The 23,640-nt window shown below is 74.6% G+C and carries 22 protein-coding genes and 1 pseudogene; 7 read left to right on the top strand and 16 right to left on the bottom strand.

Features of this window, described 5'->3' with window-relative positions; translation table 11 throughout:
- Positions 1-397 precede the first annotated feature (397 nt).
- Positions 398-892 carry a hypothetical protein gene (locus tag ACWCYY_RS36590; protein ID WP_449798492.1) on the top strand — a complete coding sequence of 165 codons (495 nt, stop codon included), beginning with the start codon at positions 398-400 and terminating at the stop codon, positions 890-892.
- Between the two features lie 7 nt (positions 893-899).
- On the opposite strand, the gene ACWCYY_RS36585 is transcribed toward ACWCYY_RS36590, so the two are convergent.
- The 13 genes and pseudogenes from ACWCYY_RS36585 to ACWCYY_RS36525 all read right to left on the bottom strand — a co-directional run bounded on the left by ACWCYY_RS36585 (position 900) and on the right by ACWCYY_RS36525 (position 12,831).
- Positions 900-1,250: a histone-like nucleoid-structuring protein Lsr2 gene (locus ACWCYY_RS36585; protein WP_345289204.1), complete on the bottom strand. Its 351-nt coding sequence runs from the start codon at positions 1,248-1,250 to the stop codon at positions 900-902.
- Between the two features lie 115 nt (positions 1,251-1,365).
- Complete coding sequence (locus tag ACWCYY_RS36580) at positions 1,366-1,893, bottom strand: amino-acid N-acetyltransferase (RefSeq protein ID WP_345289205.1); 528 nt, start codon at positions 1,891-1,893, stop codon at positions 1,366-1,368.
- Between the two features lie 9 nt (positions 1,894-1,902).
- On the bottom strand, positions 1,903-2,322 hold the full coding sequence (locus ACWCYY_RS36575) for a BlaI/MecI/CopY family transcriptional regulator (protein ID WP_345289207.1): 420 nt from the start codon (positions 2,320-2,322) through the stop codon (positions 1,903-1,905).
- A 103-nt stretch (positions 2,323-2,425) separates the two neighbouring features.
- Positions 2,426-2,575: a hypothetical protein gene (locus ACWCYY_RS36570; RefSeq protein WP_345289208.1), complete on the bottom strand. Its 150-nt coding sequence runs from the start codon at positions 2,573-2,575 to the stop codon at positions 2,426-2,428.
- 4 nt (positions 2,576-2,579) lie between these two features.
- Positions 2,580-4,142 (bottom strand): annotated as a pseudogene (gene lysX, locus ACWCYY_RS36565) (bifunctional lysylphosphatidylglycerol synthetase/lysine--tRNA ligase LysX); the annotation flags it as partial.
- 116 nt (positions 4,143-4,258) lie between these two features.
- The gene (locus tag ACWCYY_RS36560) at positions 4,259-5,947 is read right to left on the bottom strand and encodes a hypothetical protein (protein WP_449798491.1); all 1,689 of its coding nucleotides are present in this window, start codon (positions 5,945-5,947) and stop codon (positions 4,259-4,261) included.
- Between the two features lie 246 nt (positions 5,948-6,193).
- Positions 6,194-6,868, bottom strand: coding sequence for a hypothetical protein (locus ACWCYY_RS36555; protein ID WP_345289211.1), 675 nt, complete (start codon positions 6,866-6,868; stop codon positions 6,194-6,196).
- A gap of 103 nt (positions 6,869-6,971) precedes the next feature.
- Positions 6,972-7,766: a type III pantothenate kinase gene (locus tag ACWCYY_RS36550; RefSeq protein ID WP_345289212.1), complete on the bottom strand. Its 795-nt coding sequence runs from the start codon at positions 7,764-7,766 to the stop codon at positions 6,972-6,974.
- A gap of 24 nt (positions 7,767-7,790) precedes the next feature.
- Entirely contained in the window at positions 7,791-8,777 is a 987-nt protein-coding gene (nadC, locus tag ACWCYY_RS36545) for a carboxylating nicotinate-nucleotide diphosphorylase (RefSeq protein ID WP_345289213.1), read from the bottom strand.
- Between the two features lie 32 nt (positions 8,778-8,809).
- Positions 8,810-10,471 carry an L-aspartate oxidase gene (locus ACWCYY_RS36540; RefSeq protein WP_345289214.1) on the bottom strand — a complete coding sequence of 554 codons (1,662 nt, stop codon included), beginning with the start codon at positions 10,469-10,471 and terminating at the stop codon, positions 8,810-8,812.
- 15 nt (positions 10,472-10,486) lie between these two features.
- The gene (gene panD / locus ACWCYY_RS36535) at positions 10,487-10,936 is read right to left on the bottom strand and encodes an aspartate 1-decarboxylase (protein ID WP_345289215.1); all 450 of its coding nucleotides are present in this window, start codon (positions 10,934-10,936) and stop codon (positions 10,487-10,489) included.
- A gap of 51 nt (positions 10,937-10,987) precedes the next feature.
- Entirely contained in the window at positions 10,988-11,884 is an 897-nt protein-coding gene (gene panC, locus ACWCYY_RS36530; RefSeq protein WP_345289216.1) for a pantoate--beta-alanine ligase, read from the bottom strand.
- On the bottom strand, positions 11,884-12,831 hold the full coding sequence (locus tag ACWCYY_RS36525; protein ID WP_380149569.1) for a Rossmann-like and DUF2520 domain-containing protein: 948 nt from the start codon (positions 12,829-12,831) through the stop codon (positions 11,884-11,886). Before ACWCYY_RS36525 ends, panC begins: the two co-directional genes overlap by 1 nt.
- A gap of 153 nt (positions 12,832-12,984) precedes the next feature.
- Between ACWCYY_RS36525 and ACWCYY_RS36520 the strand changes: the two genes are divergently transcribed.
- On the top strand, positions 12,985-13,209 hold the full coding sequence (locus tag ACWCYY_RS36520; protein ID WP_449798490.1) for a hypothetical protein: 225 nt from the start codon (positions 12,985-12,987) through the stop codon (positions 13,207-13,209).
- Between the two features lie 24 nt (positions 13,210-13,233).
- On the opposite strand, the gene ACWCYY_RS36515 is transcribed toward ACWCYY_RS36520, so the two are convergent.
- A complete protein-coding gene (locus ACWCYY_RS36515) occupies positions 13,234-13,923 on the bottom strand; it encodes a response regulator transcription factor (protein WP_345289218.1) in 690 nt (229 codons plus the stop codon).
- Positions 13,924-13,934: 11 nt separating this feature from the next.
- Complete coding sequence (locus tag ACWCYY_RS36510) at positions 13,935-15,119, bottom strand: sensor histidine kinase (RefSeq protein ID WP_345289219.1); 1,185 nt, start codon at positions 15,117-15,119, stop codon at positions 13,935-13,937.
- 352 nt (positions 15,120-15,471) lie between these two features.
- On the opposite strand from ACWCYY_RS36510, the gene ACWCYY_RS36505 reads away from it, so the two are divergent.
- Positions 15,472-16,473, top strand: coding sequence for an SAM-dependent methyltransferase (locus ACWCYY_RS36505; RefSeq protein WP_449798489.1), 1,002 nt, complete (start codon positions 15,472-15,474; stop codon positions 16,471-16,473).
- Positions 16,470-17,633, top strand: a complete 1,164-nt coding sequence (locus ACWCYY_RS36500) for an NADH-quinone oxidoreductase subunit D (RefSeq protein WP_345289221.1) — start codon at positions 16,470-16,472, stop codon at positions 17,631-17,633. Before ACWCYY_RS36505 ends, ACWCYY_RS36500 begins: the two co-directional genes overlap by 4 nt.
- A gap of 48 nt (positions 17,634-17,681) precedes the next feature.
- Here the strand turns inward: ACWCYY_RS36500 and ACWCYY_RS36495 are convergent, their stop codons facing one another.
- Positions 17,682-18,467 (bottom strand): hypothetical protein, encoded by a 786-nt coding sequence (locus tag ACWCYY_RS36495; protein WP_449798510.1) that lies wholly within the window; start codon positions 18,465-18,467, stop codon positions 17,682-17,684.
- A 240-nt stretch (positions 18,468-18,707) separates the two neighbouring features.
- Here ACWCYY_RS36495 and ACWCYY_RS36490 point away from each other — a divergent pair, with 240 nt between their 5' ends.
- The 3 genes from ACWCYY_RS36490 to ACWCYY_RS36480 all read left to right on the top strand — a co-directional run bounded on the left by ACWCYY_RS36490 (position 18,708) and on the right by ACWCYY_RS36480 (position 23,529).
- The gene (locus tag ACWCYY_RS36490; RefSeq protein WP_449798488.1) at positions 18,708-19,067 is read left to right on the top strand and encodes a WXG100 family type VII secretion target; all 360 of its coding nucleotides are present in this window, start codon (positions 18,708-18,710) and stop codon (positions 19,065-19,067) included.
- 138 nt (positions 19,068-19,205) lie between these two features.
- Complete coding sequence (locus tag ACWCYY_RS36485) at positions 19,206-22,217, top strand: toxin glutamine deamidase domain-containing protein (protein ID WP_449798487.1); 3,012 nt, start codon at positions 19,206-19,208, stop codon at positions 22,215-22,217.
- Positions 22,218-22,260: 43 nt separating this feature from the next.
- The gene (locus tag ACWCYY_RS36480) at positions 22,261-23,529 is read left to right on the top strand and encodes an SUKH-4 family immunity protein (RefSeq protein ID WP_449798486.1); all 1,269 of its coding nucleotides are present in this window, start codon (positions 22,261-22,263) and stop codon (positions 23,527-23,529) included.
- The last annotated feature ends 111 nt before the right edge of the window (positions 23,530-23,640 follow it).

The raw sequence follows: 23,640 nt of genomic DNA, 5'->3' as shown, positions 1-23,640 counted from the left end.
CTTCCGCATGCTAGTCCCGCTCAGCGGCGCGGCTCACGGATCGGCTCCACTCGCGTGGAGCCCTTATCAGCTGCGCGACCAGCCGACACCATTCCCAACCTGATGCTGGGTGACGGTGTTCCCACGGTCGGGCCCTGTGCACCCGATTCCGCTACGCCAACGGCGAACAAGGTCCGTCGTGGACGCGTCGGCAGGCCCCGCGATCTGCTCGGCCGGGGCCCTCTGCCCCACCCACCTGCATTCATACCCGGTATTCCGGCGAGTTTCGCGCAGTTTCCCCGGTGGCGGTGTTCGCCTGGCGAGAAGTCCCCCCGGGGTGACGGGGGATCAGCTCGGGCCGGGGGCCGTCCGGGTGGTGCCCGCGTGACCGCCGTGCCCCTCCAGCGTTGCACAGCCCATGACCGTCCAGCCGGGCCGGACAGCGGCCGCCGCGGTGCTGCTCGGCTCGGACCGGGTCGAACTGGCCCGCCCCGCCGGGCTGGCCGCGCTCGGCCGGCTGGACCGGCTGGGGCGGCCCACCGGGCCGGTGCTGGCCCGCGGCCGCCGGGCCGTCTTCCTGCTCGCCCCGGGCACCGCCGAGCAGGTGCCGGAGCTCCTGGACTGGCTGGGCTGGGGCCCCGGGCTCGGCCTCGACCTGGTGCCGCTGACGGCCGGGGAGCCCAGGGTGCCGCCGCCCAGGCCGCCGCGGGCGGACCGCCCCGGTCCGCACCGGGCCGGGGTACGGCCGCGGGGCGCGGAGGAGGACCCTCCGCGCCCCGATGACCGACGGGCGGTCTGGCTGCGTCACGGCGGGCACGGACCGGGCCTGGACCTGCGCTCGCCGGACCTGCTCCGCCTGCTGGACTGCCTGGCCGACGCCTGCGCCCGGGCCCGGCTGGGCCTGGCGCCCTGACGGAGGGTCAGGACGGGTTCTCCCGCTCGTACGCCTCGCGCACGTTGCTCGGGACGCGGCCGCGGTCGTTGACCTCGTAGCCGTTCTCCTTCGCCCAGGCGCGGATCTTGGCGGTGTCCGGGGCGCCGGCCGCCGGGCGGCCCGTGCTCCGGCCCGCGCTGCGCCGGCCACCGGCCAGGCGACCGCTCTGCTTGCGGCCCTTGTCCACGTACGGGGCCAGCAGCCCGCGCAGCTTGTCCGCGTTCGCGCTCTTCAGGTCGATCTCGTAGGCCACGCCGTCCAGGGCGAACGTCACGGTCTCGTCCGCCGAACCGCCGTCGAGATCGTCTTCAAGAATGACCTGCACCCTCTGTGCCACGGGCTTCCCTTTCCGTGTAAACGACCCATTGCCTGAGGAAAGGAAAGCGTCTTTTCCGTGAAAACACAAACCCCTGGCTGCTCCGAAGGTGTCCGATGGCCTGTTCCGTACGTGTTCAGAGGCGCAGCAGCATGCGCGAGTTGCCCAGCGTGTTGGGCTTCACGCGCTCCAGGTCGAGGAACTCCGCGACACCTTCGTCGTACGAACGTAGAAGCTCCTCATAGACATCCGTAGCGATGGCCGCCGGGTCTGAGGTACCGTCGTCGGTTTCGCCGATCTCCACGAAACCGTGTTTCGCGAAGAAGGGGACCTCGAACGTCAGGCAGAAAATCCGACGGACGCCGAGCCAGCGGGCGGTCGCCACCAGCTTCTCCAGCAGCAGGTGTCCGATGCCCTGACCGTGGCAGACCGGGTCCACCGCGAGGGTGCGCACCTCGGCCAGGTCCTCCCACATCACGTGCAGGGCACCGCAGGCGACGACCAGTCCGTCCTCGTCGCGTTCCGCGACCCAGAACTCCTGGACGGACTCGAACAGTGTGACGGTCGGCTTGTCGAGCAGAATGCCGTTGCGCGCGTAGCCGTCGATCAGCCGCCGAACGGCACGCACGTCGCTGGTCCGCGCCCGGCGGATGGTGACCTCCATGGCGGGACGCTATCGCGCCCGGGGCCGCCCGGTCTCGCCGGTATCCCCTTCCTCCCCCGCCTGCGCGGAGTCGGGGTCGGTGACCCGCAGGGCGTCGCGGAGTGCCTCGCGCTGCTCCGGGGACATCAGGCCGAAGAAGTGCACCAGGGCCGCCGCGGGATTGTCGCTGGTTGCCCAGGCGTCGTTCATCAGGGCCGCGGTGTACGCCTCCCGGGAGGAGACCGGCTCGTACACATAGGCCCGGCCGGCCCGCTCGCGGCGGAGCCAGCCCTTTCTGTGGAGCTTGTCGAGCACCGTCATGACGGTGGTGTACGCGATTTCGCGTTCCTCCCGCAGATCCAGCAGAACCTCGCGAACGGTGACCGGCCGGTTCCACCGCCAGACCCGGGTCATGATGGCGTTCTCGAGTTCTCCGAGTTGCCGCACCATAGTCCGGCCAGGATAGGGGGGAGAACCGGACAAATTTTGCTTATCCGGTGCAAAGCGGCGCGCCGCCACCCCGAAGGGTGACGGCGCGTCAGGGGGCGTCCGGTTATTCGGCGTTCCGGGGTGCCAGCGCGTCGGCGGCGGCGTCCTCCTTGGCGCGCTGGGCGCCGCCCTGGGAGCGGATGATGGCCCGCACCAGGAAGCCGAAGCCGATCGCCATCACCAGCGGGGGAACGATCGCGCTCACGTAGTCCATCGGGTCACTCCTCGTCAGAGCCGGTGGCGTCGTCGCCGGCGCCCTTGGGGTTCTTCGGTGCCCCGCCCAGGTCGGGCTTCACGATCGGGAAGAGCACCGTCTCGCGGATGTTCTTACCGGTCAGCAGCATGATCAGGCGGTCCACGCCGAGGCCGAGGCCACCGGTCGGCGGCATCGCGTACTCCAGCGCGCGCAGGAAGTCCTCGTCCACCTGCATCGCCTCGACGTCGCCGCCGGCCGCCAGCAGCGACTGCGCGGTGAGCCGGGCCCGCTGCTCGACCGGGTCGACCAGCTCCGAGTAGGCGGTGCCGATCTCGGTGCCGAAGATGACCAGGTCCCACTTCTCGGCCACGCCCGGCTCCGAGCGGTGCTGACGGGTCAGCGGGGAGACCTCGGTCGGGTAGTCCTTGATGAAGGTCGGCTTGATCGCGTGGTGCTCCAGCAGGCGCTCCACCATCTCCAGCACGATCTGGCCGTGGCCCCAGTCCTTCTCGAACGGGATGCCGGCCTTCTCGGCCAGCGCCCGCAGCTCCTCCACGGAGGTGTCCGGGGTGACCTCGGTGCCCAGGTGCGCGGAGATGCCCGGGTAGACCCGGACCTCCTCCCACGGCTCGGCCAGGTCGATCTCGTGCTCCTCGCCGTCCGGGCCGATGCCGCGCACCACGGTGGTGCCCAGCGCGTCCCGGGCCGCGTTCACGATGGTGGCGCGGATCAGCTCGGCCTGGGTGTCGTAGTCGCCGTAGGCCTCGTACGACTCCAGCGAGGTGAACTCCGGGTTGTGGGTGGAGTCGGCGCCCTCGTTGCGGAAGTTGCGGTTGATCTCGAAGACCTTCTCGGCGCCGCCGACCACCAGGCGCTTGAGGTACAGCTCCGGGGCGATGCGCAGGAAGAGGTCGATGTCGTACGCGTTGATGTGGGTGGTGAACGGGCGGGCGTTGGCGCCGCCGTGCACCGGCTGCAGCATCGGGGTCTCGACCTCGATGTAGCCGCGCTCCTCGTAGGTGCGGCGGATCGAGCGGACCACCTTGGAGCGCAGGTAGAGGACGTCGCGCGCCTCCTGATTGACGATCAGGTCGACGTACCGCTGGCGGACCCGGGCCTCCGGGTCGGTCAGGCCCTTGTGCTTGTCGGGCAGCGGGCGCAGGCACTTGGCGGTCAGCTCCCAGCGGTCCACCATGACGCTCAGCTCGCCGCGCTTGGAGGTGATCACCTCGCCCTCGACGCCCACCTGGTCGCCCAGGTCGATGTCGGACTTCCACGCCGCCAGCCGCTCCGGGCCCAGCTTGTCCAGGGAGAACATCACCTGGAGGTCGCCGGAGCCGTCCCGCAGGGTGGCGAAGCAGAGCTTGCCGCCCGTCCGGGCCAGCACCACGCGGCCGGTCACGCCGACCCGCTCGCCGGTCGCGGTGTCCGGCTCCAGGTCGGGGTGCTTGGCACGCAGGTCGGCGATGGTGGTGGTGCGGGGGAAGCCGACCGGGTACGGGTCGATGCCGGCGGCCCGGAGCCGGTCCAGCTTCTCGCGCCGGACGCGCATCTGCTCGGGGAGGTCGTCGGTCGCGGGGACGCTGATCTGATCGCTCACCACACCAGGGTATCGACCGTTACGGGCCGCCCGGCCCCGGGATGACGGCAGCGGCCCCGGGGGTGTCGCGCGGCCGCCGCGCCCGCCCGGTGGCCGGGCCCTCAGGCGCGCCGGCGGCGGTGGGTGCCGGCCCGGCGGCGGCGGGCCACCACCACCAGCAGGACCGCGCCGAGGGTGAACGCCGCCCCGCCGGCGGCGGCCGTCGGGCCGGCCGAGGCACCGCCGCCGGTGGAGGCGAGCGGGGCGCCGGCCGGGGCGTGCGGGGCGGCGGGGCCCCGGGCGGGGGTGTCCGCTCCGCCGCCGGGGGCGGGCGCGGAGGCACTCGGTGCCGGGGTGGCGGAGGAGTCCGGCGCGGCGTGGGCGGCCGGGGACGGGGCGGTGGACGGCGGGGCGCTGGAGGCCGCTTCGGCGAGCCGGACCTCGACCAGGTCGTTGGCGGGGTTGTGGTCCCAGCTCATCGCGGCCGAGGCGCGCCCCGGCTCGCCGTGGGCGACGGAGTTCCGCAGCGCGACGGTGAGCCCGGTGCCGCCGGCCCCGGCGGAGAGCTCCAGCGGGAAGTCGTAGCGGGCCCGCAGGCCGTTGGGGGCCCAGCTGTCCTGCCGGCAGCTGTAGCTGCGGCCGTCGCCGCCCGGACGGCAGCCCGCCGGGACGGCGGCGGCCCGGGCCCCGGCGGGGAGGGTGAACCCGACGGTGGGCATCACGTCCCCGCCGGTGCGGTCGACGATCGAGGCCGGGCCGTTGTTGTGCAGCCCGACGGTCAGCACCCCGCCGCGGCCGCCCGCGGCGGGGGCCCAGCTGCCGGTGGCCTCGAAGTCCGCGCTGTTCTCGGCGAGGACCGCCAGCTCGGTCTCACCGTCCTGCCCCGGGAGGCCCGCCAGGCTCGGCCCGCCCGGCTCGGCGGCCGGCGCCTCCGGCTTGCCGACCGTCAGACGGGGGCCCGAGCCGCGGGTGAACTCGTGCTCGCGGCGCGTCCGTTCGGTCCCGGTCTCCTGGTCGGCGAGCACCGAGAAGGCGACGCGGCCGTCGTACGCGGCGGGGGTGACGCCGACCCGGACCGGGTCCAGCCGGACCGTCTCGCCCGGTGCCACGGTGGAGTCGACGGCGCAGATCACCGCGGTGGTGGCGGGCCGGCTGCCCTCGCCCTCCGGGCCGCGGGGCCGGGTGCCGTACTCGCAGTTGGCGAAGCGCTGGTCCAGGCTGAGCAGCTCGTCGGTGCGCATCACCAGGTGGATGCGGCGGGCGGGCAGCGAACCGGTGTTGGTGATCTCCAGGACGGTGTCCAGGGTGCTGCCCGGCGGGACGTGCTCGGCCTTCGGGAGCTGCTTGACCGTCAGCCGCGGGCCGCCCGCGTACACGGTCACCTCCAGCGTGGCCGGGGCCGCGCCGGGGCCGGTGGCGGTGATCCGCAGGGTGCCCCGGGAGCCCGGAACGGCGCTCTTGGCGACCGTCAGCTCCGGGGTGTCGGCGAGGCCGGCCGGCCCGGTCGCGCTCCGCCGGGGGCAGCTGTGCACGGTGCCCGAGACGGTGCACCCCCGGACGCCCAGCTCGGCGACCCCGGCCAGGCCGGCGGTGTCGAGGGCGAGCACCACGTCCCGGGCGGTCTCCGCGCCCGGCAGCCGGAGCGAGAGCGGCAGGCCCGCGCTCGCGCCGGGCTCCACCGCGAGCGCCGAGGGGCCCGAGAGCTCCAGCCGGGGCCGGTCGTCGGCGGTGGCGGGGAGGGCGGTGACGGCCACCGCGAGGGCGAGGGCGGTGACGAGCCCGAACGAACGGGCCGGGCGGGTGGGGGCCACTGCTGTCCTTAGGTCACGGGGTGCGCCCCAGCACCCTAGGTTCCGGACACCACGGGAAGGTGAAGGGCAAAAGGGGTGATCATGACCATGGGCGGACAATCGGCCACACGGTATGCGCAATCGTTATGCCCTCGTCCGGCCCGCCGCCTTCCCCCCGTCTCCAACTGCGGCCCGCCGGTGCGGAACTGTCGTGACGTCAGCCCCCCGTCGGGGGAGGCCGGTTGTCCGGCCTCCCCCGACCTCCCCTCAGCCGGTGGCGAGTTCGAGCTCGTCCTGGGTGGGGGCGGGAGCCGGCTCCGGGTGGTTGCGGCGGCCGAAGAGTTCGGCGGGGGTGGGCATCCGGCGGGGCTGGGGGCGGCCGTCGGCGGGGGGCTTGGCTTCGGTCATCGGGAACCGTCCTCCTACTGGGGTGGGAGTGCCGTCGCTCGGGGGAGCGGCGGGGCTCGGTACGGCCGCGAGGTGCCGCTGGCCGGTGCTCAGGGCGAGGCGTTCGCGGACGTCGGCCTCGGCGAGGGCGTGGCAGCGCCCGGCCAGCCGGGACCTGCGGGCGCGTTCGCCGCCCCCGCAGGGCATCCGGGTCAGCGCGCGCAGGGCGGTGAGGTCCTCGGCGGTGGGGAGGTAGCCGTCGGCGATGGCCTCCTCCAGGCGTTCCAGGTAGCCGCTGGCACTGCCCGGGAGGGCGGTGCGGTAGCGGGCCAGGTCGGCCAGCAGGAAGGTGCGCAGACGGCCGCCCTCCTGGACGGCCTCGTCCACCGCCTCGGCGAGGCGCAGGGCCTCCTGGACGTCCTCCGCCCAGAGTTCGCCCGCCGGGCTGTGGGGCAGGTGGACCGGGTACAGCGCTTGGGCGAGGGCACGGCGCAGCACGCGGACTTCGTCGGCGCTGAAGGCCATGCCGCCGCGGGATCCGTGTGGCGTCGGCATGGCTCGACAGTACGTGGCGTACGTCCGATTTATGGCGATTGGCGCTCGTGGTCGGCCCGATTGGCGGATGGTGGGCTGATCCGACCGGGGGCCTGACGGGCGGTCAGGCGGTCTGCGGGCGGTTGCGCTCGTAGACCAGGCGCAGGCCGATCAGGGTGAGCCAGGGCTCGTGCACGTCGATGCTGCTCGCCTCGCCGAGGACCAGCGGGGCCAGGCCGCCGGTGGCGATCACCTGGACGTCGTCCGGGTCCTTGCTGAGCTCCTTGGCCATCCGGTCGACCAGGCCGTCCACCTGGCCGGCGAAGCCGTAGAGGATGCCGGACTGCATGCCTTCAACGGTGTTCTTGCCGATCACGTTACGGGGCCGGGCCAGCTCGATCTTGCGGAGCTGGGCGCCGCGCACCCCGAGCGCCTCGACCGAGATCTCGATGCCGGGGGCGATCGCTCCGCCGACGTAGTCGCCCCGCTCGTTGATGGCGTCGAAGGTGGTGGCGGTGCCGAAGTCGACCACGATGCACGGGCCGCCGTAGAGGTGGTTGGCGGCCAGGGCGTTGACGATCCGGTCCGCGCCGACCTCCTTGGGGTTGTCCATCAGGACGTGCACCCCGGTCTTCACCCCGGGCTCCACGATCACCGCGGGGACGTCGCCGTAGTAGCGGCGGGTCACCTCGCGCAGCTCGTGCAGCACCGCGGGGACGGAGGAGCAGATGGCCAGGCCCTCCACCCGGTCCTCGGCCGATACGACCGGGTGGGAGCCCATCAGACCCTGCATCAGCACCGCGAGTTCGTCCGCGGTGCGGCGCGGATCGGTGGAGATCCGCCAGTGCTCCACGATCTCCTCGCCGTCGAACAGGCCGAGCGTGGTCTGGGTGTTGCCGACGTCGATGGTGAGGAGCACGGGGAGCCTTCTGGTGAGGAGTTGTCAGGAGGAGCGGAGGTCCAGGCCGATGTCGAGCACCGGCGAGGAGTGGGTGAGGGCGCCGACGGCCAGGTAGTCGACCCCAGTCTGGGCGACCTCGCGGGCGGTGGCCAGGGTCAGCCCGCCGGAGGCCTCCAGCTTGGCCCGGCCGTTCACCAGCTCGACGGCCTCCTTCAGCTGCGGGACGGTGAAGTTGTCCAGCAGGATCAGGTCGGCGCCCGCCTCCAGCACCGGCGGGATCTGGTCCAGGCGGTCGACCTCGACCTCGACGTCCAGGTGTGGGAAGGCCTCCCGGACGGCGTTGAACGCCTCGGCCACGCCGCCCGCGGCGACCACGTGGTTGTCCTTCACCAGGGCGGCGTCGGAGAGCGCCATCCGGTGGTTGACGCCGCCGCCCGCGCGGACCGCGTACTTCTGCAGGGCGCGCAGGCCCGGCAGGGTCTTGCGGGTGTCGCGGACGGCCGCGCCGGTGCCCTCCAGGGCGTCGGCCCAGGCCCGGGTGGCGGTGGCGATGCCGGACAGGTGGCAGAGCAGGTTGAGCGCGCTGCGCTCGGCGGTCAGCAGGTCGCGGGTGCGGCCGCGGACCGAGAGCAGCACCTGGCCGGCCTCCACCAGGTCGCCGTCCTCGACGTGCCGCTCGACCTCGAACTCCTCCTCGCAGACCAGCGAGACCACGGCCTCGGCGATCCGCAGGCCCGCCACCACACCGGCCTGACGGGCCGTGAAGTCGGCGGTGGCCACGGCCTCGGCGGGCACGGTGGCGACCGAGGTGACGTCGTCGCCGCCGGCCAGGTCCTCGGCCAGCGCCAGGGTGGCGATGTCCTCGACCTCGACCGGGTCCAGGCCGGCCGCCTCCAGCAGCTCGGCCAGCGCCGGGTCCAGGCCGGTCTCGTACGCCTCGCCGTCGCCGCAGGCGCAGCCGTCGCCGCAGCCGCCCGCCATCGGCAGCTCGGCGTGGGTGTGGCCGTCGTGGTCGTGGTCGTGGGACATCGGTGCTGCTCCTAGGGGGTGGTGAGGGGTCGTCAGACGGTGCGCAGGGCGCCGTCGACGTCGAGGGTGGTGGTCAGGTGGCGCTGCCACCGCTGGTCGTCCCGGTCCGGGAAGTCCTCCCGCCAGTGGCAGCCCCGGGTCTCCTCGCGGAGCGCGGCGGCGGCCACCAGGGCGGTGGCGACCAGGTGGAGGTTGGTGGCCTCCCAGGTCTCCACCCGCGGGTCGGCGGGCTTCTCCTCGGCGGCGTGGGCCAGGGCGTCGGCGGCCAGTGCGGCCAGGCCCTCGGCGGCACCGGCCATCGAGGCGGCCGAGCGCAGCACGCCCGCGCCGGTGGACATCAGCCGCTGGACCTCGGCCCGGGCCTCCGGGGCGAGCAGCGGCACGGCCGCGCAGGCCTTGGCGGCGGCCACGTCCACCGAGCGCTCGGGGAGCTCCCCGGCGGTGTGACGTTCCGTCAGGTCGGCGGCGATCGCCTCGGCGAAGACCAGGCCCTCCAGCAGGGAGTTGGAGGCCAGCCGGTTGGCGCCGTGCACGCCGGTGCAGGCCACCTCGCCGCAGGCGTACAGGCCGGGCACCGTGGTGCGGCCGGAGAGGTCGGTGCGGATGCCGCCGGAGGCGTAGTGCGCGGCGGGCGCGACCGGGATCGGCTCGGTGACCGGGTCGATCCCGTGCGAGCGGCAGGAGGCCAGGATGGTCGGGAAGCGCTCGGCCCACATCTCGGCGCCGAAGTGCCGCCCGTCCAGGTACATGTGCTCGGCGCCCTGCTCCTGCATCCGCCGGGTGATCGCCTTGGCGACGATGTCCCGGGGGGCCAGCTCGGCCAGCTCGTGCTGCCCGAGCATGAAGCGCACGCCGTCGGCGTCCACCAGGTGGGCGCCCTCGCCGCGGACCGCCTCGGAGACCAGCGGCTGCTGGCCCTCGGCCTCCGGGCCGAGCCAGAGCACGGTGGGGTGGAACTGGACGAACTCCAGGTCGGTGACCTCGGCCCCGGCCCGCAGCGCCAGCGCCACGCCGTCGCCGGTGGAGACCGCCGGGTTGGTGGTGGCCGAGAAGACCTGGCCCATGCCGCCGGTGGCGAGCACCACCGCGCGGGCCCGGATGGCGCCGACGCCGTCCCGCTGGCCCTCGCCCATCACGTGCAGGGTGAGGCCGGCCGCGTGGCCGTCCGGGTCGGTCAGCAGGTCCAGCACCAGGGCGTGCTCGATGAGTTCGAGGCCCGGGTCCGAGCGGACGGCCTGCACCAGGGCGCGCGATATCTCGGCGCCGGTGGCGTCGCCGCCCGCGTGCACGATCCGGCGGCGGTGGTGGCCGCCCTCCCGGGTCAGCAGGATCTCGCCGTCGGCGTCCTTGTCGAAGGCGGCGCCGGCGGCGATCAGGTGCCGGACGGCGTCCGGGCCCTCGGTCACCAGACGCCGGACGGCGTCCTCGACGCAGAGCCCGGCGCCGGCCACCAGGGTGTCGTCCAGGTGCTGGGCGGGGGTGTCCCCCTCGCCCAGGACGACGGCCACGCCGCCCTGGGCCCAGCGGGTGGAGCCGTCGTCCAGCAGCGCCTTGGTGACCACCGTGGCCCGCAGGCCGGCCTTGCGGACGTTGAGCGCGACGGTCAGCCCGGCCACGCCGGAGCCGACCACCACCACGTCGGTGGTGGCGGTCCAGCCCGGGGCGGGGGCGGTGAGGCGGTGCGTTGCGGACATGGTTCTGACTGCTCCTCAGCTCGCGGCGGCGGTGGCCGCGCCGTGCCCGTCACCGTACGCCCGGTCCCCGCGCAGCAGCCCGCTGCCCTCGGGGGCCTCGGCGGCGTCGGTGCCGTAGCCGGTGATCCGGTTGTCGCCGTCCACGAAGACCACCTTCGGGACGTAGCCCTTGGCCTCGGCGGTCTCCATCTGCCCGTAGGCGATCAGGATGACCAGGTCTCCGGGGTGGACCAGGCGGGCGGCGGCGCCGTTGATGCCTATGACGCCGGTGCCGCGCGGGCCGGCGATGGTGTACGTCTCCAGCCGGGCGCCGTTGTTGATGTCGACGATGTGGACCAGCTCGCCGGGGAGCAGGTCCGCGGCGTCGAGCAGGTCCTCGTCCACCGTGACCGAGCCGACGTAGTGCAGGTCGGCCTGGGTCACGGTGGCCCGGTGGATCTTGGACTTGAGCATGGTGCGGAGCATTGGGTCACGCCTCCTGTGAGTGCATGCCTGAGGGGTTGCTTCTTACCGGTGTTAGCGAACGAGCATGCTGACGTTGTCGATCAGGCGGGTCGAGCCCACCTTCGCGGCCACGGCCAGCACCGCCTCGCCCCGGAAGTCGTCGGACGCCTCGGTGAAGTCGTCCGGGTCGATCAGGGCGAGGTAGTCCAGGGTGACGCCCTCGGCGCCGTCCAGGGCGGTCGCGGCGGCCTCGCGGACCGCCTTCGCGCCGCGCACGGCCGCGTCGCGGCCGGCGAACAGCGCCCTGGACAGGGCGAGGGCCTGCTCCCGCTCGGTCTCCGAGAGGTAGCGGTTGCGCGAGGACAGCGCCAGGCCGTCCTCCTCGCGGACGGTCGGGACGCCGATGACCTCGACGTCGAAGTCCAGGTCGGCCACCATCCGGCGGATCACCGCCAGCTGCTGGGCGTCCTTCTCGCCGAAGAAGGCGAAGTCCGGGTCGGTGATGTTGAGCAGCTTGGCCACCACGGTCAGCACGCCGTCGAAGTGGCCCGGGCGGGAGGCGCCCTCGTACCGCTCGCCCATCGGGCCCGCGGTGATCCGCACCTGCGGGGTGCCGTTGGGGTAGACCTCCTCCGGCAGCGGGGCGAACACCACGTCGGCACCGGCCTCCTCGGCCAGCCGGACGTCGGCGGCCAGGGTGCGCGGGTAGCGGTCCAGGTCCTCGCCGGCACCGAACTGCAGCGGGTTCACGAAGACGGTCACGGCGACCCGGCCGTCCCGGCCGACCTGCTTGCGGGCGGCCCGGATCAGGCTGGCGTGGCCCTCGTGCAGGGCGCCCATGGTCATCACCACGGCGTTGTCCACCGGCTCCTCGTCCGGCCAGAAGGCGGACTCGAAGTCGGCGACGGAGTGGGTGAGCTCGGCCTTGCGGACCTGGGGGGTCTTGGTCGGCTGCTTGCCACGGGCCATCAGATGTTCTCCTCGTTCAGTACGTCCAGCAGCGCGGCCGCCGACGCCTCGTCGATCGTTCCGTTCCTCAGCGCCCGCTGCGCGGTGGCGCGGGCCATCGCCCGGTAGGACTGCCCGATGTCGGGGGCCACCGTACCGAGTTCGCGCAGGTGGCGGCTGACGGTGCCGACGTCGCCCCGGGCCACCGGGCCGGTGAGCGCGGCGTCGCCCGAGCGCAGGCTGTTGTCCAGGGCCGCGCCGAGCAGCGGGCCCAGCAGGCGGCCGGGCTCGGAGACCCCGGCGGTGCGCAGCAGTTCCAGCGACTGGGACACCAGGGTCACCAGGTGGTTGGCCCCGTGCGCGAGGGCCGTGTGGTAGCGGGCCCGCTGCTCCTCCGGCACCCACTCGGGCTCGCCGCCCATCTCCACCACCAGCGCCTCGGCGACGGGGCGCAGCTCCTGAGGGGCCGTCACCCCGAACGGGCAGCCGGCCAGCCGGGCCAGGTCGACGCCCGTCCCGGTGAAGGTCATCGCCGGGTGCAGCGCCAGCGGCAGGGCGCCGGCCCGGGTGGCGGGCTCCAGCACCGCGACGCCGTGCGCGCCCGAGGTGTGCACCACGATCTGCCCCGGCCGCACCGCCCCGGTCTTGGCCAGCCCGGCCACCAGCTCCGGCAGCACGTCGTCCGGCACGGTCAGCAGCACCAGGTCGGCGGCGGCCAGCACCTGCGGCGGGGTGACCAGCCGCACCCCCGGCAGCAGTGCCTCGGCCCGCCGCCTGGAGGTCGCGGACACTCCGGAGGCGGCCACCACCTTGTGCCCCGCCAGCTGCAGCGCGGCCCCCATCGCCGGACCCACCCGCCCGGTCCCGACCACGCCCACGGCCAACCTGGCCGGCCGGTTCCCCGGATCCCCCGGATCGCCGAACGGGTCGGCCAACACCCCGAACCCGAACTCCTCGGAGCTGCTCACGGCTCGCCCTCGTCCCTGATTCCCGTTCCAGTCCGCTGCCGGTACCAGACGTACCGCGTCATTCTACGGCCGCGCGGGGAGGCGCCTCATCCGATCGGGTGGCCCCGGGCGGACGCCCGCACCGGCCGGAGGCGCGGCTGCCACCATGCGGACATGGCAGCGAAACCCACCGATGGTCCCGACCCCGCGAGCCCGGCGCCCGGGCGGCCCGGCGGCGTGCGGACGGTGACGCTCGGGGACCTGCGGATCCCGGGGGCCCTGATCCGGGAGCTGACGGAGACCGGAGAGGTCGGCCGGATCACCGACCGGGGCCGGCTGGTCGCCTGGCTGGTGCCCGCCGACGGCCCGGCCGGCGACGCCCGGCGGCCGGAGGCCTGACGCCCGGCGGCCGGATGCTGACGGTCAGTCGGTGGCGCCCGCGCGGATCAGGCCCGCCTCGTAGGCGAGGACGACGGCCTGGACGCGGTCGCGGAGGTTGAGCTTGGCCAGGATGCGGCCGACGTGGGTCTTCACGGTGGCTTCGGAGAGGGTCAGCTTGGTGGCGATCTCGCCGTTGGACAGGCCCTGGGCCACCAGCAGGAAGACCTCGCGCTCGCGCTCGGTGAGGGGGGCCAGCACCGGTGAGCCGGGGGTGGAGTGGGGGAGCGGGAGGACGTCGGCGAAGCGGTCGATCATGCGGCGGGTGGTGGTGGGGGCGACCACCGCGTCGCCGCCGTGGACGGCCCGGATGGCGGCGACCAGTTCGGTCGGCGGGACGTCCTTGAGCAGGAAGCCGCTGGCGCCGGCCTTGAGCGCGGCGAAGGCGTACTCGTCCAGGTCGAAGGTGGTGAGGATGAGGACGTGCGGGGCGCCGGGGACGGGCGAGCCGCTCTCGTCCAGACAGATCCGCCGGGTGGCCTGGACGCCGTCCAGGCGGGGCATCCGGACGTCCATCAGGATCACGTCGACCTGGGTGTGGGCGAGGGTGTCGACGGCCTGCTGGCCGTCGCCGGCCTCGGCGGCGATCTCGATGTCCCCCTGGGACTGCAGGATCATGCGGAAGCCGGTGCGGAGCAGTTCCTGGTCGTCGACCAGCATCACCCGGATGGTCACAGCTGCGGTCCTCACTTGGTGGTCTTGTAGGGGAGCACGGCCCGGATCCGGAAGCCTCCGCCCGGCCGCGGCCCGACGTCGAGGCTGCCGCTGACCATGCCGACCCGCTCGCGCATGCCGATCAGACCATGGCCCTGCCCGTCGGTACCACCGGCGGTCAGCTGCTCGGCGGTGGAGCCGCGGCCGTCGTCCTCGATCAGGACCTCCAGCTCGCGGTCCCGGAAGTCGACCGCGACCTTGGCCCGGGCGTCCGGGCCGCCGTGCTTGCGGACGTTGGTGAGCGCCTCCTGGACGATCCGGTACACCGTCAACTCGACGCCCCGGGGCAGCTCCTGCACCTCGCCGGTGGCGGCGTACTCGACCGGCAGGCCCGCCACCCGGACCTGGTCGAGGAGCTCGGGGAGCTCGGCCACGCCGGGCTGCGGGACGTACTCGTCGGTGGTGTCGGTGGTGCGCAGCACGCCGAGCAGGCGGCGCATCTCGACCAGGGCCTGACGGCCCGTCGAGGCGATCGTGGAGAGCGCCTCCTTGGCCTGCTGCGGGGAGTTGTCGAGCACGTAGGCGGCGCCGTCGGCCTGGACGATCATCACCGAGACGTTGTGCGCCACCACGTCGTGCAGCTCGCGGGCGATCCGGGCCCGCTCCGCCGCCACCGCGACCTTGGCCTGGGCGTCCCGCTCGCGCTCCAGCCGGGCGGCCCGGTCCTCCAGCTCGACCAGGTACGCGCGGCGCACCCGGGTCAGCCGGCCCCAGGCCCAGCAGAGCACGAACGGGGTGGACATCAGCACGGCCAGGAAGACCCGCTCGGCGTTGCTGACGTTGTCGGTGGCGGCGGGTCCGAAGCGGAGCGCGGTCAGCGGCCCGGCGGCCAGGCCGGCCGTGAAGGACAGCCGGGAGACCCAGGGGCTGCCGAACGCCGCGCCGGTGTAGGCGAAGAGCAGGTAGCCCACGCTCTCCACCTGCGGGTCCACACCGGCCGCCAGCTGGCTCAGGCCGAGCAGGGTCGCCGCGACGGTGGTCAGGTCCGGGTGCTTCCGCCGGAAGACCATCAGCCAGGCCATCACCGCCCCGAGCACCAGGCTCTCCCTGTTCCCGCCGCTGACGAATCCCAGCAGGCAGAACAGGAGGAGCAACAGTGCCCAGGCGGAGTCGACCACCATCGGGTGGCGGCGGAACCAGGCGTTGAGTCGATGCACGGGTCAAGCCTAGGCAGTCGGGGAAGCCCGCCAGGTCAGCCGTAAGGGCGATCCGTCCTACTCCGCAGGGTGGAGAAGGAGGTACACGGACCGGCAGGGTACGGAGGGGGATCGGCCCGGGCAGGCGGTCCCCCCGTGCGCGGGGTGGTGGTCACCCCGGGGGCGCGAGGAACTGCGCGAATCGGAAGAAGCGGACCCATGTGCCGGGTACGGACAGCCACTTGCAAGTGAAGCTCCGTACCCGGCACACGGGTCGGCACCTCCCGCAGCGCGCAGTTCCTCGCGCCCCCGGGGTCGCTGCCCTGCCGGGCGCGCTGCCTCCGGGCGGACCCCGAGCGGGTAGCGTCCCCGCATGGAGTGGATGCGCTGGCGGCCCGCCACGGAGCGGGCGTTGTACGGCCCGGAGGGGTTCTACCGGAGGCCGGAGGGCCCGGCCGGGCACTTCCGGACCTCGGTGCACGCCTCGCCGAAGTACGCCGCGGCGGTGGCCCGGCTGCTCGCGGAGACGGACGCGGCGCTCGGCCGCCCCGCGGAGCTCGCGCTGGTGGACGTCGGGGCCGGGCGGGGCGAGCTGCTCGCCGGGGTGCTGGCGGCGGTGGGGCCGGAGCTGGCGGGGCGGCTGCGCCCGTACGCGGTGGAGCTGGCGGAGCGGCCGGCGGGCACGGACCCGAGGATCGTCTGGACGGACCGGGTGCCCGACGGGGTGTCAGGTCTGCTGTTCGCCAACGAGTGGCTGGACAACGTGCCGCTGGACCTGGCCGAGCGGGACGAGGACGGGCGGCTGCGGTACCAGGAGGTGACGGTCCGCGGGGAGCGCCGGCTCGGTGCGGAGGTCGACGCGGGGGACGCGGAGTGGGCGGCCGCGTGGTGGCCCGAGGGCGAGGTGGTCGAGCTGGGCGGGCCCCGGGACGCGGCCTGGGCGGGGGCGATCGGCGCGCTGGAGCGCGGCCTGGCGGTCGCGGTGGACTACGCGCACACCCTGGCCTCCCGCCCGTACGGGGAGACCCTGACCGGCTTCCGGGAGGGCCGCGAGGTGCGGCCGGTGCCGGACGGCTCCTGCGACGTGACCGCGCACGTGGCGCTGGACGCGGTGGCGGCGCCCGGCCTCCACACCCTGTGGACGACGCAGCGGGAGGCGCTGCGGGCGCTGGGGGTGCACGGGGCGCGCCCGCCGCTGGCGCTGGCGTCCACCGATCCGGTGGCCTACCTGCGGGCGTTGGGCGGGGCCGGGGAGGGGGCCGAACTGACCGACCCGTCCGGGCTCGGGGCCTTCGGCTGGCTGGCCCAGGCCGTCCGCATGCCGGTACCGGAGAGCCTGGCGGGGCTGCCGGGATGGCAGACTCTCACCCCATGAGGGAGACCACGGTCGGCGTCGGTGCGGGTGCCGAGAATCTTGTCGGCGAGCTGGGCACCAGCGACATGGTGCTCAACATCGGCCCGCAGCACCCGTCCACGCACGGCGTGCTGCGGCTGAAGCTGGTGCTGGACGGCGAGCGGATCGTGGCCGCCGAACCGGTGGTCGGCTACATGCACCGCGGCGCGGAGAAGCTCTTCGAGGCCCGCGACTACCGGCAGATCGTCATGCTGGCCAACCGCCACGACTGGCTGTCGGCCTTCTCCAACGAGCTGGGCGTGGTGATGGCGGTCGAGCGGATGCTCGGCATGGAGGTGCCCGAGCGGGCGGTCTGGCTGCGCACCCTGCTGGCCGAGCTGAACCGGGTGCTCAACCACCTGATGTTCCTGGGCTCGTACCCGCTGGAGCTCGGCGGGATCACCCCGGTCTTCCACGCCTTCACCGGCCGCGAGGAGCTCCAGCACGTGCTGGAGGAGGCCAGCGGCGGCCGGATGCACTACATGTTCAACCGGGTCGGCGGCCTCAAGGAGGACCTCCCGGCCGGCTGGCTGGGCCGCTGCCGGGCCGCGGTCGGCAGCGTGCGCGCGCAGCTGCCGGTCTTCGAGGAGCTGGTGCTCGGCAACGAGATCTTCCGGGGCCGCACCGCCGGGGTCGGCGTGCTCTCCCGCGAGCACGCGCTCGCGTACGGGGTCAGCGGCCCGATCGCCCGGGCCAGCGGGCTGGACTTCGACCTGCGCCGCGACGAGCCCTACCTGGCGTACGGGGAGCTGGCGGACGTGCTGCACGTCGCGGTCCGCGAGGAGGGCGACTGCCTGGCCCGCTTCGAGTGCCTGCTCGAACAGACCGTCAACTCGCTGGAGCTGGCCGAGGCCTGCCTGGACCGGCTGGCCGAACTGCCGCCCGGCCCGGTCAACCAGCGGCTGCCCAAGGTGCTCAAGGCACCCGAGGGCGCCACCTACGCCTGGACCGAGAACCCGCTCGGCGTCAACGGCTACTACCTGGTCTCCCGGGGCGACAAGACCCCCTGGCGGCTCAAGCTGCGCTCCGCCTCGTTCAACAACATCCAGGCCCTGACCGAGCTGCTGCCCGGCACCCTGGTCGCCGACATGGTGGCGATCCTGGGCTCGATGTTCTTCGTGGTCGGCGACATCGACAAGTGACCCCGGGGCGCCCCACCGGCCAGGCGGGGCGCCGGAGTTGAGCGGCCGTCAGACCTTCGGGTCGGCCGGGTGCGGGGCCACCGTGATGCCGGCCCCGATCCGCTGCTCGCACAGCCCGGCCAGCACCGCGTAGCCCTCGGGGCCCATCAGCTCGGTGAGTTCGGGCCGGTACGAGACGTAGACCGGGTCGGCGGCCTGGTGCGCGTCCGGGCTGCCGGTGCACCACCAGTGCAGGTCGTGGCCGCCGGGGCCCCAGCCGCGGCGGTCGTACTCGCCGATCGAGACCTGCAGGTAGCGGGTGTCGTCCGGGCGGTCGATCCAGTCGTAGGTGCGGCGCACCGGCAGCTGCCAGCAGACGTCCGGCTTGGTCTCCAGCGGCTCGCGGCCCTCCTGGAGGGCCAGGATGTGCAGCGAGCACCCGCCGCCGCCGGGGAAGCCGGGGCTGTTGCGGAACAGGCAGGCGCCGTCGATCCGGCGGGTCTGCCGGTCGCCGTCCTCGTCGAACATGGTGATGCCGCCGTCGAGCACGATCCGGCCCTTGGCGTCGGTGCCGTGCGCGAAGTTCTCCCAGATCTCCGGGGTCAGCCGGGCGGCGTGCTCGGCCACCCGCTGCTCGTCGTCCTCGTCCGAGTAGTGCGCGCCGAGCGTGCAGCAGCCGTCGGACTCGCCCCGGCCCTCCCGGATGCCCTGGCAGCCCTGGCCGAAGATGCAGCTCCAGCGCGAGGTGAGCCAGGTCAGGTCGCAGCGGAAGACCTGCTCCTCGTCGGCCGGGTCGGCGAACTCCACCCAGGCCCGGGCGAAGTCGAGCGGGACCTCGGGGCGCATGCCCGGCATGCCGAGGTCGGTCTTCTTGGAGGGCTTGTCGGCCTTCGGCTTCTTCTTGCCGTGCTGCTTGCTCTGCTTGCTCTCTGCTGCCACCCGGTAAGGGTATGGCCTGGGCGGAAGGATGCCAGGTGACGGGCCCGGGGCTGGTGAAGCCCGTGTGTGGAAGCGGCACGTGCCCTGGGGTGGCGGGTGGGCTGGCCCTAGGATGACTGCCTGGTATTCGCACGGGGGCGCTGGGGGAGTGGGCGGATGAGTACGGGTGGAACGGGTGACTTCCTGATCAAGCCGTGGGAAGTGCGCGGCGAGGGTCGGGAGTTCGGGAAGATCTCGCAGGACTTCGAGGCCGCGGCCGAGGCCCTGGAGCAGGGCATGGCCGGGCTCGGCGCGCCGTGGGGCGGCGACGCCCCCGGCAGCGGCTTCGGCACGCAGTACACCGAGGCGCAGGGCATGCTGCTGGCCGGGCTGCACGGCCTGGCCGGCCGGCTCGGCCAGGTCGGCGCCAAGCTCAACACGATGGCCGACTCGTCCGAGCGGACCGACGGGGACGTCAGCGCCGACCTGGGCAGAGCGCACCCCGACGTGGCGCCGGTGGCCCCGCCGAAGCTCTGACGCACCGTCCGGCGCGGCCCGCGGCGGGGAACCGCGGCGGGCCCGCGCTCGTGTACGTCTCCGTTCCCCGCCGCGCGCCGCGGCCGGACGGCCTGTCCTGCTGAACCTCCCGCTCGACCGGAATGAAGGAGGGACCCGGTGTCCCGCAACGTGCCCGAGGAACTCGCCCCGGTGCTGGCCAGGTTGGGCCACCAGTGGCCGCAGGCCGACGAGGAGGGGCTGCGCCGCGCGGCCGGCGTCTGGCGCGAGTTCGGCGCCGAGGCCGAGCGGTTGGGCCGCCGGGGCGGGGACTCCGCGCAGCGGGTCACCGGGGAGAACAAGGGCCGGGCGGTGGACGCCTTCGCCGAGCACTGGCGCGGCTTCGCGGGCGGCGGCCGGGGAAGCCTGGACGACGCGCACGGCGCCGCCGAACTGCTGGCCGGGGCCTTCGAGCGGGCGGCCCGGGCGGTGGACTCCTGCAAGGCGGAGATCATCGCGGTGCTCCGCGAGCTGGCCGAGGAGATCAAGCTGGCCGAGAAGGTCGAGGCGGCGGCCAAGGCCGTGCTCGGCACGGTCGGCGGCGCGGTGGCCGACGCGGTGGTCGGGGTCGGCGAGAAGGTCGCGGTCGAGCTGGCCCGGCACAAGGTCGGCAACCTGCTGGAGGAGCTCGGCCGGGAGATGAAGGAGGGGCTCCAGCAGGCACTGAAGGAGCCCGCCGTCACCACCCTGGAGCGGATCGCCGTGGCCGACGGCTACCAGTCGGTCCGGGCCGTCTCCGCAGCGGGTGGCGGGGTGGCGGCCGGGGCGCTGCTCGGCGGCCGCGCGGTGGCCAAGGTGCGCGGGCTGTCGGCGGTGGTCGGCCGGGACGGCGAGGTGGTGAAGGACGGTCAGGGCCGGCCGGTGCTGGTGGACGAGAGCGGCAACCGGGTGGAGGGCGTCGACGGCGTCGTCCCCCAGGTCGGTGCGGACGGCAAGCCGCTGGTCGGGCCGGACGGCAAGGTGGCCGTGGTCGGCGAGGACGGCAAGCCGGTGGTCGGCCTGGCCTGCGGCAGTGACGGCAAGCCGCTGCGGGACTCCACCGGCGCCCTGGTGGTGGTCGGCGCGGGCGGCCTGATCGCCGCCGCCGGGGTGACCGTGGCGCTCGGCCGGGACGGCAAGCCGGTGACCGGCACCGACGGCGAGGTGGTGGTGCTGGACCGCGAGGGCCAGCCGGTGCGCGGCAGCGACGGACACACCGCCAAGGTGGACCGTTCGGGCGAGTTGGTGACCGACCGCAGCGGCCACGTGGTGATGGTCGACGACGACGGCCGGACCGCCGGGCCGGAGACCGCGCACGGCAAGAAGCCGGGGACGGGCCTCGGGCTCGACCTCGGCGGCGTCGGGGCGGACGTGCAGGTCGGGCCGGGCGGCCTGGAGGTGGACGCGCACCTCGGCGGCAACGGGCACGGGAACGGGCACGGTCAGGAGGACGCGTACGGGAACGGCCAGGGCAACGGCCGGGGCGGCGTCCAGGTGCAGGTCGGCCCGGTCTCGGCCGGGGCGGGCTCCTACGACCCGCGCCACGACGACCCGTACGACCGCAACGGCCAGGGCTCGGTCCACCAACAGGACACCTGGCGCCAGGGCGGCAGCGGCGGCACCCAGCCGCGGACCGTGGTCTCGGTGGACGCGGATCCCGGCTACCAGGGCGGCGGGTACGACCGGGGCGAGGACGACCGCCCGGTGCACCGGCCCCTCGGGACCCTGCGCACCGACTCGGTGGCGGTGGCCCCGCCGCAGAGCGGTCCCTCCTCGGCCTTCGGTGACGGACCGTCGACCGGGACGGGCTGGGGGCGGCACGAGCCCTCGGCGCCGAGTGCGGCCGGTGGTGCCGGTGGCTCCGGCGCGTCCGGCGGGTCGTTCGGCTCCGGTGGTGCCTCGGGCGGGCTCGGCCCGGTCGGCGGGCAGTCCGGGCTCGGCACCCCGCCGATGGGCATGGGTCAGCCGACGCCCGCCGCGCCCGCGTCCCCGGCCGCTCCGGTGACCGCGGCCCCGCCTGCCGCCGGTGCCGCCGGTGCTCCCGTGGCGGGTGGTGCGGGTGGTGCGGCCGCCGTGGCCTCGCCCGGTGCCGCCGGTGCTCCCGGGGCGGGTGGCCAGGCCGGTGCGGTCGGCGCGGTCGGTGCCGTGGCCGGTCCGCAGCAGCCCGGCGCGGCCGCCCCGCGCGCCGCGCAGCCCGTCGGGCTGGTGCCCAACCCGGTGCCCGCCCCGGCGGCGCCCGCGCCTCCGGCATCCGGTGCGGTGGTGGTCGGCCCGGTCACCGGGCGGACCTTCGACCTGCCGCCGGTGGGCCGCCGTGAGGACGACTCGCCGGTCGCCGTGGCCCAGGCCGCGCCGCTGGCCGCGATGTTCCTGCTGCTGCACGACTACCGCCGCACCGCGCCCGAGCAGCCCGGCGAGCGCGCCCGCCCGCGCGTCATCGCGGACGGGCGCCCGTACGGCGCGGCCGGCGGGCTCGGGCCGGTCGACCCGGCCCACCAGGCCGAGGTGGAGCGCCGGGTGCCCCGCACCGAGGAGGGCGAGCCCGCCGCGCCGGCCGACCCGAGGCTGGGCGACTGGCCGGAGGCGTTGAACGGTGGCGGCTTCCGCGAGCTGGGCCGCTCCAACAACGCGCTCGACCTCTCGCTCTCCGCCCTCGACAGCTACCTGGGCAACCCCACCTGCGGTGCCCCCCGGCTGCCCGACGGCCCGGCGGGGGAGTACGGCGGCCGGGACCGCGCCGAGCGCGAGCTCGGCACCCAGTTCAAGGACCTGGGCTACGGTGACGACGCCCTCGGGCAACTCGCCGACCTGCTCCGCCAGTTGGGCACGGGCGCGCAGGCGGTGCTGCTCACCCTGGACGCGTACGGCCGCTCGCACCTGTGGAACGCGTTCGTGGCCGGTGCCACGATCAGCTACCTCGACCCGCAGACCGGCTACCGCTCCTCCGCCCCGCTGCACCCGGCCGACCACGGCCTCTGGGCCATCGCGCTGGAGGCCGGCGGGCGCCCGGTGGACCTCTCGACCCTCCAACCCGCCATCCCGGTCGTCGAGTTGACCCCGGCGCCCGCACCCGATCCGCTGGTCAAGCCGGTGCCGGAGCCTCCCGCGCCGCCGCGCTCGCGGCTCACCATCCACCGGGGCAGCTCCCGTTGACCGTCCGCACATCGAACGCCCGTACCACTGCCAGGAGTTGCCGATGACCACCCTCGCGCAGGCCCTTGAGGCCGCCCACCGCTGGGTGAACGCCGAGCTCTCCCCGGAGGCCGTCCGGCCGGTCAAGGCACACGAGTTCGACCTCGGCTGGGTGGTCTGGCCGGAGCCCGCCCCCGTCCGGGTCGACCCGCTCACCGGCGAACGCCGCGCCCCCGAGGAGCTCGGCGCCGCCTGCGCGGTCATCGACCGGGCCACCGGTGAGCTCACCGTCTGGCCCTCCGTCCCCGTCCCGCAGGTGATCGAGCTCTACCGCGACCGGCTCGGCGCGGGCCACTACGACCCGGCCCTGCCGCCCGCCACCGGCCCCGGCTGCCGCGCCCAGTTCGTCTACCGCGACGCCCTCGGCGAGCAGCGCACCCTGGTGCTCCGCTCCGCCCCCGGCCGTCCCCACCCCGCGCTGCGCGCCTGGGCCCAGCTGAGCGAGCAGGGCGTCCAGCCCGAGGACGTGCTCGCCGTCCACACCGACCTGCGCCCCTCGATGCTCCCCGGCGGCTACGTCGCCGCCTCCCTGCTGGCCGAACTCCCCGGCACCCGGCACAGCCACGACCTCGCCTACGGCCCGCGCTTCGACGGGCGGGCCCGGGCCGTGCGGACCCTCGACTCCACGCCCCGGATCAACCGGGTGCCCTTCCCGGCGAACGTCCCGCCCGCCCAGCCCGAGGCGGAGGCGGCACTGGCGGCCCGGCTGACGGCTCAGTTCGGCGAGGGCGGGGTGCGGCGCTTCGACCCGGCGGCGGTGCTCGCGGCCGACCTGCCCGAGGCGGTCGGCCGGCCGCTGGTCCGGGTCGGGCTGCCGGTCGGGGTGCGGGGCTTCTTCGAGCTCTACCACCCGGTCTCGGACGGGGTGTCCGGCGCGGCGCCGGTCCTGCCGGAGCTGGCCGAGGTGCTGGCGGAGGACGGGCGGGGGAGCCGCGCCACCGAGGCGGCCCGGCGGGACCTGCTCGGCCAGGTGCTGATCGGCACCGACGGGTGGGCCCGGTTCACCGTCGACACCGCACGGGGCCGGGTCCGGGCGATCGACCCCGACACCGCGGAGCCCCGCTACGTCAACGCCGACCTCACCGCCTTCGCCCGCTCCCTCGCCCTCCTCGCCGACCGCTACCCCCGCCTCCGCGACCTCCACCCCCTGGCGGCGGGCCAGGCCGTCGCCGAACTCCAGTGGTCCCTCGCGGGCCTGGACCGCACCGTCTTCTCGGACCCCGAGAACTGGTGGTCCGTCATCGTCGAACAGCTCTGGCACGGCCTCCTCTAGGAAAGTGGTCACACCAGGGGCGCGAGGAACTGCGCGAGTACGGAAGGCGGACCAGCGCTGGATCGGGGCAGGCGAGCCAGTTGCACGTGCTGCCGTTCCCCTGCGCGCAGT

This window comes from Kitasatospora sp. NPDC001664, from assembly GCF_053596675.1.
Note: the sequence above shows the minus strand (reverse complement) of the source record. Positions and strands in the feature narration are given on the sequence as shown.